This is a genomic window from Microbacterium sp. CIAB417, assembly GCF_022788845.1.
The window spans coordinates 670,601-684,899 of sequence record NZ_JAHZUT010000004.1 but is presented as its reverse complement, the minus strand read 5'-3'; the positions used below and the strand labels follow the sequence as shown (position 1 = coordinate 684,899).

13 protein-coding genes are annotated in these 14,299 nt (G+C 70.0%); 3 read left to right on the top strand and 10 right to left on the bottom strand.

The window, feature by feature from the left end; all coding sequences use genetic code 11:
- Window positions 1–109: 109 nt before the first annotated feature.
- Both KYX17_RS20670 and KYX17_RS20665 read right to left on the bottom strand, forming a co-directional pair.
- Window positions 110–1,273: an acyl-CoA dehydrogenase family protein gene (locus KYX17_RS20670; RefSeq protein WP_243229116.1), complete on the bottom strand. Its 1,164-nt coding sequence runs from the start codon at window positions 1,271–1,273 to the stop codon at window positions 110–112.
- Between the two features lie 139 nt (window positions 1,274–1,412).
- Entirely contained in the window at window positions 1,413–2,333 is a 921-nt protein-coding gene (locus tag KYX17_RS20665; protein ID WP_243229115.1) for a M15 family metallopeptidase, read from the bottom strand.
- A gap of 109 nt (window positions 2,334–2,442) precedes the next feature.
- Here KYX17_RS20665 and KYX17_RS20660 point away from each other — a divergent pair, with 109 nt between their 5' ends.
- From KYX17_RS20660 to KYX17_RS20650, 3 genes are read left to right on the top strand one after another with little or no spacing between them, the layout of a single operon-like run.
- Window positions 2,443–3,468, top strand: coding sequence for a zinc-binding dehydrogenase (locus KYX17_RS20660; protein ID WP_243229114.1), 1,026 nt, complete (start codon window positions 2,443–2,445; stop codon window positions 3,466–3,468).
- The gene (locus KYX17_RS20655; protein WP_243229112.1) at window positions 3,465–4,223 is read left to right on the top strand and encodes an SDR family oxidoreductase; all 759 of its coding nucleotides are present in this window, start codon (window positions 3,465–3,467) and stop codon (window positions 4,221–4,223) included. Before KYX17_RS20660 ends, KYX17_RS20655 begins: the two co-directional genes overlap by 4 nt.
- Entirely contained in the window at window positions 4,208–5,203 is a 996-nt protein-coding gene (locus tag KYX17_RS20650) for an aldo/keto reductase (protein WP_243229110.1), read from the top strand. The genes KYX17_RS20655 and KYX17_RS20650 overlap by 16 nt, the downstream gene beginning before the upstream one ends.
- Window positions 5,204–5,241: 38 nt before the next feature.
- Here KYX17_RS20650 and KYX17_RS20645 read toward each other — a convergent pair whose 3' ends face one another.
- The 8 genes from KYX17_RS20645 to KYX17_RS20610 are packed head-to-tail and all read right to left on the bottom strand — an operon-like array spanning window position 5,242 to window position 14,282.
- The gene (locus KYX17_RS20645; protein ID WP_243229108.1) at window positions 5,242–6,756 is read right to left on the bottom strand and encodes an aldehyde dehydrogenase (NADP(+)); all 1,515 of its coding nucleotides are present in this window, start codon (window positions 6,754–6,756) and stop codon (window positions 5,242–5,244) included.
- Window positions 6,753–7,931 (bottom strand): fumarylacetoacetate hydrolase family protein, encoded by a 1,179-nt coding sequence (locus KYX17_RS20640; protein WP_243229106.1) that lies wholly within the window; start codon window positions 7,929–7,931, stop codon window positions 6,753–6,755. The genes KYX17_RS20645 and KYX17_RS20640 overlap by 4 nt, the downstream gene beginning before the upstream one ends.
- Window positions 7,932–7,961: 30 nt before the next feature.
- Window positions 7,962–8,744, bottom strand: coding sequence for an enoyl-CoA hydratase/isomerase family protein (locus tag KYX17_RS20635; RefSeq protein WP_243229104.1), 783 nt, complete (start codon window positions 8,742–8,744; stop codon window positions 7,962–7,964).
- Complete coding sequence (locus tag KYX17_RS20630) at window positions 8,741–9,868, bottom strand: hypothetical protein (RefSeq protein ID WP_243229102.1); 1,128 nt, start codon at window positions 9,866–9,868, stop codon at window positions 8,741–8,743. The genes KYX17_RS20635 and KYX17_RS20630 overlap by 4 nt, the downstream gene beginning before the upstream one ends.
- Window positions 9,865–11,094 carry a CaiB/BaiF CoA-transferase family protein gene (locus KYX17_RS20625; RefSeq protein WP_243229100.1) on the bottom strand — a complete coding sequence of 410 codons (1,230 nt, stop codon included), beginning with the start codon at window positions 11,092–11,094 and terminating at the stop codon, window positions 9,865–9,867. The genes KYX17_RS20630 and KYX17_RS20625 overlap by 4 nt, the downstream gene beginning before the upstream one ends.
- Window positions 11,095–11,110: 16 nt before the next feature.
- Complete coding sequence (locus KYX17_RS20620; protein ID WP_243229098.1) at window positions 11,111–12,175, bottom strand: Gfo/Idh/MocA family protein; 1,065 nt, start codon at window positions 12,173–12,175, stop codon at window positions 11,111–11,113.
- Complete coding sequence (locus tag KYX17_RS20615) at window positions 12,172–13,128, bottom strand: MBL fold metallo-hydrolase (RefSeq protein ID WP_243229096.1); 957 nt, start codon at window positions 13,126–13,128, stop codon at window positions 12,172–12,174. Before KYX17_RS20615 ends, KYX17_RS20620 begins: the two co-directional genes overlap by 4 nt.
- A complete protein-coding gene (locus KYX17_RS20610; protein WP_243229095.1) occupies window positions 13,128–14,282 on the bottom strand; it encodes a mandelate racemase/muconate lactonizing enzyme family protein in 1,155 nt (384 codons plus the stop codon). Before KYX17_RS20610 ends, KYX17_RS20615 begins: the two co-directional genes overlap by 1 nt.
- Window positions 14,283–14,299 lie beyond the last annotated feature (17 nt).

Below are 14,299 nucleotides of genomic sequence, written 5' to 3'. Positions count from 1 at the left end.
TCGATGCCCGCCGGAGCCGATTTCACCCCGACTTCACCCCGGGCGACCGCCTGTGGGCATGACGAAGGCCGCCCGCATCCGATGCGGACGGCCTTCTCGGGTCAGCGCGTCAGCGCTTCCCGGCGATCTGACGGCTCACGATGTCGCGCATGATCTCGTTCGTACCGCCGTAGATGCGGTGCACCCGGGCATCCAGGAAGGCGCGCGCGATCGGATACTCGGTGATGTAGCCGTAGCCTCCGTGCAGCTGGACGCCGATGTCGAGAACCTCCCACTCGCGCTCGGTCGCCCAGAACTTGATCTTCGCGGCCTCTTCGGCCGAGAGCTTCTTGTCCTTGTACGCCAGCAGCGCGCGGTCGATGTACGCCCAGAGCGCGTCGACCGTCGCGGACATGTCGGCGATCTTGAAGCGCGTGTTCTGGAAGTCGATGACGCGCTCCCCGAACGCCTCACGATCCTTCGTGTAGGCGACGGTCCAGTCGAAGGCGGCCTGGGCGGCCGCCGCGCCGGCGACCGCGATCGACAGGCGCTCGAGAGGGAGGTTCATCATCAGCTGGATGAACCCCTGTCCCTCCTGGCCGCTGATCAGGTTCTCGTCGGGGACGAACACGTCGCTGAACGAGAGCTCGGCGGTGTCGTGGCCGTGGAAGCCCATCTTGTTGAGCTTCTTGCCGTGGTCGAAGCCCTCCATGCCGTTCTCGATCAGCACGAGGCTGAAGGCGTCGGGGCGGTTGCCCTCGCCGGTCTTGACGAACGTGACGACGAGGTCGGCGGTCTTCCCGGAGGAGATGAACGTCTTCGCCCCGTTGACGATGTAGCCGCCGTCGACCTTCTTCGCGGTGGTCTTGATGCCCCGCAGGTCGCTTCCGGCGCCCGGCTCGGTCATGGCGAGCGCGCCGATGATCTCACCGGTCGCCATGCGCGGCAGCCACTTCTCCTTCTGCTCCTGCGTGCCCATGTGCACCAGGTACGGCACGGCCAGATCGTCCTGGATGCCGAAGGCGCCGGCGAGGGAACCGGCACCGGCCGCGATGATCTCCTCGTTCACGATGGCGCGGAACCGGTAGTCCTGCAGCATCCCCGCGCCGCCGAACTCCTCGGGAACGCTCAGCCCGATGATTCCGGCCTCTCCGGCAGCGAGCATCGTCTCGCGGTCGACCTCGCCCGCGGCATCCCACCGCTCGATGGCCTCATTCGTGACGTAGCGCTTCACGAAGTCCTTCACGAGATCCCGGAATGCCTCGTGGTCCTCTTCGTAGATGTCGCGTTCCATGCCGTCCTCCCGAACGTGTCGTGCGTCGTTGCTGCCGCGATTCTATGCCGACGCCCGATGCCGCCCCAGCCGATTGTGGAATGCGTTCCCACATTCAGTGAGACCGGGTACCGCCGTTGTGGGGTGGGACCAGATGCGCTCAGCCGGCGTAGTCGGGGGCGGCGGGGAGCCCGAAGAACTCCTCGAGCGTCGTGTATCCGCCGGCGTGATACGCGGCGGCGAGCTCCGGACCGATGTAGCGCAGGTGCCAGGGCTCCGGCGAATACCCGGTGACCGAGGTCTCGCCGTCGAGGTAGCGGACGATGTACCCGTACTCCCAGGCGTGCTCGCTCACCCAGTCGCTCTCGCGCGTTCCGCCGAAGTCGTGGATGCCGCCGCACCCGTTGCCGCAGGACACGACGTCCAGCGCGAGACCGGTCTGATGCTCGCTGTATCCGGGACGCGCGGAGACCTCGTCGGCGGCGTTCTGGCCGGTGGCTGCGACGTGCTGCCGGTAGGTGTTCTGCTGCATGCCGTACGACCGGTACCCGTTGTTCATTCCGAGGCGGCCGGCGCCGGCATCCGACAGCGCTCCGGCGAGCGCGTCGATCGCCTCCGTGGCCTCGGCGCGCATCGAACCCGCCGTCGTCGTGGTCTGCAGAGCCGTGTCTACCAGACCCGTCGGCGTGAAGTCCGCGTCGAGCGGTCGAGCCTTGTTGACCACCACCCAGATCCGATCGGGGTCGGTGAGCGAGATGCACGGCGCGTTCCCGGCGGCGACCGCCGCACGGAAAGCCTCGCCGCCGCCGAACGCCGCGATCGTCGCCGCGTCGTCGCCCGAGGCCACGGCATCCTGCACGGCCGCCTCCGCACACGGGTCGACGGCGACTGTCGCCTCGACGTCCACCGGAGGCAGGTGGAGCGCGACGGCGGGGACGGGCTGCTCGACGGGCGCGGGAGCCGGGACGTCCGCCAGCGCCCACAGCGCCCCGATCGCCGTCACCGCGACGCCGATGGGCAGCGCGATGGCCAGGGTCCGGGGTCGCGGTGCGGCGTGTCGGGGTGCCGTCGCCTCGCTCATCCGTCCATTCTCTCCTGCCCGGCTGAGCGCTGACCCGCCGGCCAGGAACCCAATTGATCATTCATCATACGTCCTAGTAATCTGGAGCTTCACGAGTGAGGAGCATTCAGTGCTGACTGCGAACTATGTGGGCGACCGCACCATCGACATCCGCGAGGCCGAGCCCGAACCGCCTGCCCGAGGCGAAGTGCAGATCGCTGTCGCCTACACCGGTTTGTGCGGCACCGATCTGCACATCCTGCATGGGCACATGGATGCCCGTGTCCGGACGCCGCTCGTCTTCGGTCACGAGATGAGCGGAATCGTCTCCGCTCTCGGCGACGGCGTCTCGGGATGGTCCGTCGGCGACAAGGTCACGGTCATGCCCCTCGCCTGGGACGGCACGTGCCCTGCCTGCGTCGCCGGCAACCAGCACATCTGCCAGAACCTGGACTTCATCGGAATCGACTCCCCCGGATCGCTCCAGGGGCGATGGAACGTCCCCGCCGCCGCCCTCGTCGCGGTCCCGAGTGCTGTGCCGCTGGATCATGCCGCCCTGGTGGAACCCGTGGCCGTCGCGGTGCACGACGTGCGACGCTCGGAGCTCACGGCGGGCCAGAAGGCCGTCGTCATCGGTGGCGGTCCGATCGGCACTCTGATCGCGACGGTCGCCCGGCACGCCGGCGCTGACGTCACTCTGATCGAGATCGACGGCGAACGCCGTGCACAGGCGGAGGGTCTCGGATTCACGACCCTCGACCCGTCGACCGTCGACCAGGTCGCGTGGGTCGACGAGTGGACGGGTGGGGCGGGAGCCGACGTCGTGTTCGAAGTGTCCGGCGCAGCGGCGGCCGTGCGCGGCATGACCGCGCTGGCCAAGGTGCGCGGGACGATCGTGGTCGTCGCGATCCATCCGACGCCGCGTGAGGTCGACCTGCAGCGCGTCTTCTGGCGCGAACTCCGCCTTCTCGGGGCGCGCGTCTACCAGCGCGACGACTTCGAGGCAGCCATCGAGCTGATCGCCGCAGGGGTGATCCCGACCGATCTCGTGATCAGCCGGGTCGTGCCGCTCACGGAGACCGCGGCCGCGTTCGCCGAGCTCGAGGCCGGACGGGCGATGAAGATCCTCGTCGACGTGCAGGCGGGCACCCGATGAGCGGGCCTTTCGACCTGACAGGTCGTCTCGCCGTCGTGACCGGCGCGAACCGCGGCATCGGCTTCGGCATCGCCACCGCTCTCGCGGACGCCGGCGCTGACATCATCGCGGTGAGCTCTCGCATCCCGGATTCCGGCAGCGAGATCGAGGCGGAGGTGAGAGCGAGGGGGCGCGAGTTCCGGGCGGTCCGGTGCGACCTCGCGGACGCCGACGCCGTCGCCGCCCTCGGCGCCGAGCTGCGCACGAGCGACGTGGACATCCTCGTGAACAACGCCGGGACCATCCTGCGCGCCCCGGCCGCCGAGCATCCGATGGAGTGGTTCGAACGCGTCCTCCGGATCAACCTCACGAGCCAGTTCGCGCTCGCGCAGGCCGTCGGAGGACGGATGCTCGAGCGCGGACGCGGGAAGATCGTGTTCACGGCGTCGCTGCTCAGCTTCCAGGGCGGGATCAACGTGCCCGGTTATGCCGCGGCCAAATCGGGGCTGACCGGGGTCGTCAAGGCGCTGTCGAACGAGTGGGCAGGGCGCGGGGTCAACGTCAACGCCATCGCCCCCGGATACATCGCGACCGACAACACGCAGGCCCTGAGGGACGACCCTGAGCGCTCGCGAGCCATCCTCGACAGGATCCCCGCCGGACGATGGGGCGAGGCATCCGACCTCGGCGGAGCCGCGGTGTTCCTGTCGTCCCGCGCCTCCGACTACGTCGACGGCGTCGTGCTGCCGGTCGACGGCGGATGGCTGGGCCGCTGATGCAGGCCACGGCCCTCCGAACCGGTACCAGGCTCACGCGATTCGGGCTCGGCGGGGCCCAGCTCGGCAACCTCGGACGCGTCACGACGGACGCGCAGGCGCACTCGGCGGTGGAGGAGGCCTGGAACCGCGGCGTGCGCCTGTTCGACACCGCACCCCACTACGGGCTCGGATACTCCGAGCGGCGGCTCGGCGCACTGCTGGCGGACCGGACGCGCCACGACTACGTGCTGTCGACGAAGGCCGGTCGCACTCTCGTCCCGCAGGATCACGCCACGGGGCAGCTCGATGACGGCGGATTCGCCGTGCCGGCCGCCTTCCGTCGCGCCTTCGACTTCTCGCGCGACGCGATTCTGCGCGGAGTCGAGCAGAGCCTGGAGCGGCTCGGCCTCGACCGTCTCGACATCGTGTACCTGCACGATCCCGACGAGCACTGGGAGCAGGCGTCGAGTGACGGAATCGGCGCTCTCGTCGAGCTGCGTGACCAGGGCGTCGTCGCCGCGATCGGCGTCGGCATGAACCAGTCCGCGATGCCGGCGCGCTTCGTGAGGGAGACGGACATCGACGTCGTGATGCTCGCGGGACGATACACCCTGCTCGAGCAGCCCGCACTGGACGACCTGCTTCCTGCGGCGCTCGAACACGGCGTCGGGATCGTGAACGTCGGCGTGTACAACTCCGGGCTGCTCTCGCGCCCCCGTGTGGCGCCCGACGCGACCTACGACTACGCGCCCGCCCCTCGGGACCTGATCGAGCGCGCCAACGCGATCGCCGTGGTCTGCGAGCAGTTCGGCAGCGACCTGCCCACCGCGGCGATGCAGTTCAGCCTGCGGCATCCGGCCGTCACGTCCGTGGTTCTCGGATGCCGCGACGGCCGGCAGGTCGCGTCCAACGTCGACCGCCTCGAGGCGGACGTCCCCGACGCCCTGTGGGAGGCGCTCATCGAGCGGCGTCTGCTTCCCGAGGGCGTCTTCGGCTGACCGGCAGGTGCGGGGGTGACCCGCCGGACTCGCCCCCCTCAGCGGGAGGCGAGTTCCAGCGCCCCGTCCACGCGGCGGGGGATGTCGACCGGGCCGTCGCGCAGCTCGTCCGGGAGCACGTCGGAGGGGGCATCCTGCCACGCCAGCGGCCGCAGGAACCGGCGGATGGCTGTCACGCCGACCGAGGTGTGCTGGGTATTGGTCGCCGGCCACGGCCCGCCGTGGTTCATCGCCCACGACACTCGCACGCCGGTCGGGTAGCCGTCGTACACGATCCGTCCGACGAGCTCTCCGACGGCCTCGGTGAGCGCACGCCGGAGCTCCCCCTCCCCGGTCTCGGAGTGGATGGTCGCGGTCAGAGAACGCGGCACGGCCCCCAGCGCCTCGCGGACCTCCCCGATGCCGTCGTAGCGGATGAGCACGACGAGCGGCCCGAACGCCTCTTCGGCCACGGCCGCCGTCACGTCCGCAGCATCGATCTCGAGCACCGCGGGCGTCACCGAGAATCCCTCGGCCCCCACCCTCGGCTCGACGAGACTGCGGGCCCCGCCCTCGGCGATGAGCCGGGTGCGGATCTCGTCGAACGCGCCGTGGATGCGCGCGTTCAGCAGAGTCTGCTCCGCGGCGCTCTCCGCCCGATCGACGATGTCCGCCACGAGGGCGTCGCCGGCCGCTCCCTGCGGCACGAACGCGATCCCTGGTTTGGTGCACAGCTGACCCGCCGAGCCGGTGACCGAGCCGTACAGCCCCTCGCCGATCGCAGCGGTGCGCTGCACGGCGGCGCCGGGACTGACGATCAGCGGGTTGAGACTCGACAGCTCTCCGTAGAACGGGATCGGCGTCTCGCGCTCGTCGATGATCCCCTGCAGGATCCTGCCCGTGGACAGCGACCCGGTGAAGCCGACTGCGGCGATGCGCGGATCCGCGACGAGAGTCGCGCCCGCCTGCTGCCCGTAGACGATGCCGAGGGTTCCGGCGGGCACTCCGTACGCCGCTGCGGCGCGCTCGAGCGCGTCGAACGAACGCTGCGAGGTGACCAGGTGCGATCCGTGTGCCTTGATGACCACCGGGTTGCCCGCGGCGAGCGCGGACGCCGTGTCGCCCCCGACGACCGAGAACGCGAAGGGGAAGTTGCTCGCTCCGAACACGGCGACCGGCCCCATCGGGACGAGCATGCGCCGCACGTCGGGCGCGGGACCGAGCGGAGTGTCGCCGGCGTGATCGATGACGGCTTCGAGGTAGCCGCCGTCCTCCACGGCGTCGGCGAACAGTCGGAACTGGAACGCGCTGCGGCTCAGCTCGCCGTTCAGGCGCGCTTCGCTCAGGCCGGTCTCCGACATCGCGGCTCCGACGAGCACCACCCGGTCCGCCTCGAGGCCGTCCGCCAGCGCACGCAGCAGCCCGGCCCGCCAGGAACGCGGTCGGGTGCGCAGGTCCGCGAACGCCTCGGCCGCGGCAGCGGTGATCGCTGCGACACCGGCGTCGTCGGTCGCCGTGATGCGCGTGGGCGTGCTGGCTCCGGTGCGCGGGTCGACGGTCGACAGTGTCGTCATGCGTTCTTCCTTCCGATCAGGTCGCGCTCGGCGAGGTTGGCGATGAGCGCTCCGATGCCGAAATCCCACGGCGCGATCTGTTCGCTGTGCCGTACGCGGTTCACGAGCGCACCGAGTCTCGGCGAGGCGATCCGCACCACGTCGCCGACGTGATGCGTGAAGCCGTGACCCGGTTCATCCCGATCGTCGGTCGGCGCGAACATCGTTCCCAAGTACAGCACGAAGCCGTCCGGATATGCATGGTGCGCACCGCTTGCCTGCCGGACGAGGTCGGCGGGGTCGCGGCTGATCTGCTCCATGTGCGAGCTCGCCTCCATTCGGAATCCGTCCAGGCCGCGCACGGACAGAGTGACGGTCTCCGTGCGCACGTCATCGAGACCGAAACCGGCGTCGAAGAGGCGGATGAACGGGCCGAGCGAAGCCGAGGCGTTGTTGTCCTTCGCCCGACCGAGCAGCAGGGCCGATCGGCCTTCGATGTCCCGGAGGTTGACGTCGTTCCCGAGAGTCGCCCCGACGATCGCTCCTGTCGACGAGACGACCAGGACCACCTCGGGCTCGGGGTTGTTCCACTGCGACTCGCTGAGGACGCCGACATCGCCGCCGGCGCCGATCGTGGCGAGCACGGGAGCCTTCGTGAAGATCTCGGCATCCGGGCCGATCCCGACCTCGAGGTACTGGCTCCACAGCCCCGCGTCGATGAGGACGTCCTTCAGGCGCAGAGCCTCGGCAGAGCCGGGAACGAGATCTCGCACGTCACCGCCGAGCGCGCCCAGGATCGTCTCGCGGATCCCCGAGGCGTCTTCGGCCTCACCGCGTGCCCGTTCCTCGATGATGCGCTCGAGCATCGAGACGGGAAACGTGACACCCGACGCCTTCACGACCTGGAGATCGATCGGAGACAGCAACCACGGCCTGCCGGTGTCGCGGTCATCGGGCGCCGTGTTCGCCCAGACATCCTCGAAAGCGCCGATCGCCCTGCCCGCGGCAGCGCGGACGGCGGTCGCCGGTTCCGCGGACTCGGTGAGCTCGCGCATCGTGGCGAACCTCGCCGACAGGTCGTACAGAACCCCGTCGCGGAGCGCGACGACGGCGGGTCCCTCCGGCAGCTGTACGCGGCCGACCAGCAGCGCGGCCGCCGCATCGATCGGCAGGATGTCCTGGAAGTCCTCGGTCATGATGCTCTCCTGTCTGTCCGTGAGCGTCCGTCAGCGTCCGCGGAAGGCGCCGGGACGCTTCTCCGCGAAGGCCGCGCGGCCTTCGACCGCGTCCTCCGTCGCGAAGGCGATGCCCTGCATCTCCCTTTCATAGGCGATCGCCTGGTCCTGCGGCAGGTTCCACGCCGCGCGCAGGTTCGCCTTCGCGGTCTCCGCCGCGATCGGGGGCCGGGCGGCGATGGTCGCGGCCAGCTCCTGCGCGCGTGCGAGCAGCGCGTCGGAGGAGACCACCTCGCTCACGAGACCCCAGGCCAGCGCGCGCTGCGCATCGATCGGATCACCGGTCATCAGCATGTACGCCGCATTGCTCGCTCCCACCGAACCTGCCAGCAGCGCGGACATCCCTCCCCCGCCGATCCAGCCGAGCTTGATCTCGGGGGCGGCGAAACTCGCGCTCTCGGCCGCGACGCGGATGTCGCAGGTCAGCGCGGCCTCCAGGCCGCCGCCGAACGCATAGCCGTTGACCGCGGCGATGACCGGCTTGCGCAACGCGCGCAGCGCATCGCAGTAGTCGCGCCGGTTGCGGAACTCCCAGGGCGTCGCGTACTGATCGAGCGTCGAGATGTCGCTGCCCGCGCTGAAGGCGCGCCCCGTACCGGTGTAGACGACGGCTCGGATGCCGGGGTCCTCGTTCAGCGCCCCGACGATGCCGACGAGCGAATCGCTCATCGCCTGTGTGACGGCGTTCAGCTTCTCGGGACGGTTCAGCCGCACCGTGGCGACCTGCCCGTCCGTCTCGACGACGATGAGGTCCGTGTCGGAGGAGATCGTCATGCGGGTTCCTTCTGTTCGAGCGGGATGGGCGTGCTCTGCAGCAGCGCGAAGCGCTCCTCGATCTCGTCGAGCGCGTCGTCCGGACGCCGCGCTCCCGCCAGGACGGCACGGACCGCCGCAGAGGCCAGGGACTGGAAGGGGATGTATCCCGGGAGCCGTGGACGGACCCAGGACGACTCGATGGTCGCGAGCGTCGCGGAGTAGAACCCGTGCGCCGCGGCATCCACCTCGGCATCGGTCCACGCCGCTCGGAGCCCTGGCTGACCGGCGTGCTGCGGGATGAAGCCTCGCTGCACCGGCTCGGAGAGCAGCCAGGCGAGGTGATCGAGCAGCCGCGCCGACGGCTCCGAGCGACGGGTGATGGCGATGCCCGTACCCCCGATCGTCGAGCCGACACGGCCGTCCGAAGCCGGCGGAGCGCCGAACGCGACGGAGTCCGAGCTGTAGTTCACGTAGCCGTAGACGAGCGGGACGAATCCGATGTCCCCGCGGTCGCGCATCCGGTCGAGCAGAGCGATCGGGTTGAGACCGTGCGTCCCTTCGGGGGCCCGCTGACTCAGGGACGTGAGGATGTCGAGCGCGCGAAGGGCGATCGGGCGATCGAACATCGCGCCGGCGTGACCGGGGTCGTCTCCCAGCGAGACGACGACGGAGCACAGGGAGAGGAACGCGTGCGGACCCGCCACGCTGGTCGCCACGAGCCCGCTCTCGGCCAGGTCGACGGCCTCATCCCAGGTCTTCGGGGCGTTCGGCACCAGATCTCTCCTGCGGGCGGAGACCTGCGTCGCGGCATCCAGCGGCAGCGCCCACAATCGGCCCTGCATCCGGTACGAGGAGATGCTCGGCCCGACCGCGCCATCCGCCCATCGCGAGATCTGCGTGGAATCGAACAGCTCGTCGAGCGGGCGCAGACTGCGGGTCGACAGCGCATCGCCGAGGTGCGGATGGTCGAGGACCAGCAGGTCGTACCGCTGCGCCAGCTCATCGATCGGCGCGGACTCGAATCCTTCCAGGGACTGGACCTCCCACCGAAGCGTGTCGCCGTCTCCGAGGTCGCCGGAGGCGGCTTCGAGCGCACGACGTCCTCGTGGGTGGTCCCAGGTGAGCCCGATGTAGTCGGTCACGCGCTCACCGGGGTCCCCGCCGTCTGTGCGACGACTCCGGAGTCCAGCAGTGCACGGACCCGGTCCGCCCCGATGCCGAGCTCGGCGAGGATCTCACCGGTGTGCTCTCCGACGAGCGGCGCACCACGATCGATGCGCGCCGGAGTCTTCGTGAACCGGTACGGGAAGCCCGGCGTCTTCACCCGCCCCTCGGTGGGGTGGTCGTACTCGACGAACGTGCCGTTGTGGATGACCTGAGGATCGTTCACCAGCTCCTCGTACCCGTATACCGGCCCGACCCACATTCCCGCAGGCAGCAACGTGTCCAGCCAGTGCTGCGTCGTCCGCTCGCGCAGGTGCCCCGCGACGGCCGCGTACAGCTCGTCCCGGTGCGTCCAGCCGTGCTCCTCCGGGTCGAGTCCGGCGAACGACGGCTCTTCGAGAACCTCGCCGAGCTTCTCGAGATCCGCGAATCCGAGCGCGAGGTAGCCGTCCGAGGTCGCGAACACGCCGTACGGAGCCCGGATGTAGACGTGCGCGTTCGGCTCGGAACCGCGCTTCTGCGGCACTCCTCCCACCGTGTACACGCTGAGCTCCTGCATCTGGAGGGTCGTGAGGGCGTCGAGCATGTTGACGGTGACGAGCTGCCCTTCGCCGGTGCGCTCGCGGTGCAGCAGAGCCGCCAGCACGGCCTCGAACGCCGTGGATGCCGTCACGGCGTCCGCCAGGTACTGGCCGGCCGGGGACGGCGGCTCGCCTTCGCGCCCGGCCGAGAGCATGGCCCCGCTCATGGCCTGCAGGATGAGGTCCTGACCGGGACGGTCCTTGTAGGGTCCGTCCTCGCCGTAGCCCGACATCGAGACGTACACGAGCGACGGGTTGATCGCCGACAGCGTCTCGTAGTCGAGCCCGAGCCGGGCCGCGACCCCGGGGCGGTAGTTCTGCAGGAAGACGTCGGCGCCGGCGATGAGCTCGCGCACGACCTCCTTGCCCGCCTCGGACTTCAGATCGACCGCGAGCGATCGCTTGTTGCGGTTGAGCGACAGGAAGGAGACGTTGATCTCGTTGCCCTTAGCACCTCCGGCCGCGGCGAAGCGCTGCCACTCGCCGGCGGTCGGCTCGACCTTGATGACGTCGGCGCCCAGATCGCCCAGCCGCTGGGCGGCGAAGGGGCCGGCCATCGCGATCGAGCAGTCGATGACGCGATAGCCGTCGAGGATGCCGCGGGGAGTCGGGGATTCTGTCATGTCCTACCTCGGTTGTTCAGACGGGAGTGTCCACGCCGCCCGCCGCGGACGAGCGCAGCAGGGCGTCGATGAGTTCGACGGAGCGCGCGCCGACCGCGGCGTCGGAGTTGTTCTCGCTGTGCGCCCCGGTGATGAGCTCGATGAATCGCGCGGGCGGGACCAGGCACTCGTACTCGCCCTCGTCCGGAGCGATCGCGAGGTCCTCGCGATGCCCGTCGTAGCGGCTCAGAGTCACCCGCTCCCTCTCCACGTCGATCATGAGAACGCCGTCGGTGCCGAACAGCCGGATGTCGACCTGATACTTGTCGCCGTCGGCGAGGGTCGCGGCCCCGGACAGGGAACCGAGAGCGCCGTTCTCGAACCGGATGACCCCCGCGTCGAACAGGTCGACCGGGGCGCCGGCGGCGATCACCCGGCCGGCGACGGATGCCGCGCGCAGGCCCGTCAGCCAGAACAGCAGCGCCGAGGAATGGGTGATCTGCCCGTGGGCATATCCGCCGCCGTGCTCCGGGCTCGACCAGGTCGTCGGATCCGGTGCGGTGTCGGAGTTCCAGCGCTCGAGCATGTGGGTCGGGTCGGAGCCGAACAGTCCGCGCGTCGGCGAGGCCATATGACACAGTGCGTACTGGATCTCGCCGATGGCGCCGGCCTCCAGCATCCGCTTGGCCGCGACGGTGAACGGCTTGTAGTTCCAGCCGTACGGGACCAGGAACACCGTGCCGGCCTGTTCCGCGCGGGCGACGAGATCCCAGGCCTCGTCCGCTCGCAGGGTCATCGGCTTCTCGCACAGCACGTGCAGCCCGCGCTCCAGCGCCCGCGCGGCGAGCGGATGGTGGAGGTCGTGCGGCGTGGAGATGACGACGGCGTCGATGTCGGCTGCCAGCAGCTCCTCGGCGTCCTCGGTGGCGAAATCGAAGCCGAACTGCGTCCGCACCCCTTCCAGGCCGGGGCCACGGCCGCAGACGCCGACGAGCTCGACGTCCTCCCGAGCGGCGAAGATCGGGAAGTGGTTGCTCGTCGCCCACCAGCCGGCGCCGATCGCGCCGAGCCGCACGGGGCGCGAGGTGATCGTGGTCGTCATGCGCTGCGCCTCCAGGTCCGGATGCCGTCGCGTTCGCCCTCGAGGACGAGACCGCGCTCGACGAGTCGCTCCAGGTTGCCGGTCATGGGGAAGATGAGGTACTCGGCAGCGGGCTCCGGCCACGGGCCGAGGTCCGGAGCCGCGCGATGGATGAGCTCGAGAGAGGTGAGCTCCTCCCCATCGGCGAGCACGTCGGCGATCACGCGGTCGATGCGCTCGGTGTACGCGAGCGACCGGCCGAGGAACGCCGCGACGGCGGCGCCTTCGTAGACCGGGTAGTGCGCGGTGAGCAGGAGGTCGGCGTCGAGCTCCTGGAGACGCCGGATGGTGTCGACGTAGGCGACGGTGTCCCGGTAGGTCGGAGGGAACGCCGGGTTCCCGTCGGCGGTGGGGACGGTCTCTCCGAGCACGGCGTCCGAGATGAGCAGCGTGCGGTTCGCGCCATCCCACAGGGCGAGGTGCCCCGGGGAGTGCCCCGGGACGGAGAGGACCTCGATCGTTCGGTCGCCGAGGTCGATGCGCTCACCGCCGTCGAGCGCGCGCTCCACGGCGACCAGCCCGGTGGAGCGTCGGACCTCCGCGGTCGTCTCCGGCGGGTCGTCGAACCGGTCCTTCGCGGCGAACTCGCCGTAGCGGCCCGTGATCAGGAGTTCGATGTCCTCGGTCATCGGCACATCGGCGCGCCCGGCGAGGAACTCGGCGTCGGGCGCTGCGGCCTTCAGCGCGGCGTTCCCGCCCGTGTGATCGAAGTCGCAGTGCGAACTGATCACCCAGCGCAACCGGTTCCGGTCGAATCCGATCCCGTCGAGATATGGCAGCAGAGTCCCGGTCACGGACTCCGCGACGCCGGTGTCGAACAGCAGACCGCCTTCCGGACCCGTGAGCAGGTACATGGCGATGAAACGCTCGCCCAGCGGCGCCTGGATACGGTGGATGCCGGGACGGATCTGCATCATTCCCCCCAGGTCCCGGTGTCGACCAGGCGCAGGCCTGCGCGCGGCGAACGCACGTGCGGCCCGGCCGGCTCCTGCCAGTCCCCGGAGCGCCGTGCCGATTCGATGGCGCGCTCGTCGACCTGGATCCCGACGCCGGGGAGATCGCCGAGGACGACGCCTCCGTCGGCGAACTCCTGGTCCAGCGTGAGCCCCAGGGGGGAACCCAGGTCCTGGACCTCCGCGGAGAGGTGGTTGGGCACGGCCGCCGCGGCGGCGGTGACGGCGTGGTTGGCGGTGAGGCCGACGGGGCTGACGGGCAGATCCCTGCTGTGCGCGGCGATGGCGACGCGCAGGAAGTGCGTGATGCCCCACACGGCGCCGGCCTGGACGATGTCCGCGCCTCCGGCGTCCAGCAGCGGGCGGTACTGTTCGAGTCCCGTCAGGTTCTCCCCCGTCGCGATGGACGCCTTGACCGCACCGCTCAGTCGGGCGTGCCCCGGCGCGTCCCATCGACGCAGCGGCTCCTCGATCCACGTCAGATCGATGTGCTCCTCGAGGGCGCTGACGTACCGCACCGCCTGCTTCAGGTTCCACGACTCGTTCGCGTCGAGCATCAGAGCCGGCGACGAGCCGGGTCCCGAGAGGATCTCGGTGAGGATGCCGAAGCGCCGCAGGTCGGCTTCGAGATTGCGTCCGCCCTTGAGCTTGGCCGCGGTGAACCCTCGCTCGGCGAAGCCGCGGTACTGCGCCGCGAGCTCGTCGTCGGTGAGCGCGGCATCCAGGGCTGACGCGTACCCGGGGACGAACCGGTCGCCGGCGCCGAGGACGCGCCACAAGGGCTCGCCGATCAGCTTGGCCTTGATGTCCCACAGCGCCGTGTCGAGGGCCCCGATGCCCCCGAAGGTCGCGCCGCCATGCGAGGACTTGAAGACCCGCGCCAGCATGGCGTCGTAGAGGGTCGCGACGGCTCGCGGATCCTGCCCCTCCAGAGCAGGGAAGAGGCGCTCGAGGTCGGCGTGCGATCCCATGCCGACTCCCTCGACGCCCTCATCCGTCTCCAGGATCACGATCGGGACGTCGGTGACGCCCGACGCGATGTAGCCGTTGACGTCGCCGACGGGCCGCCCCCAGTCGTGGACGGTGCGCAATGTGCGAAAGCCGGTGATCTTCATGTCGCCCTTGAGTGTGA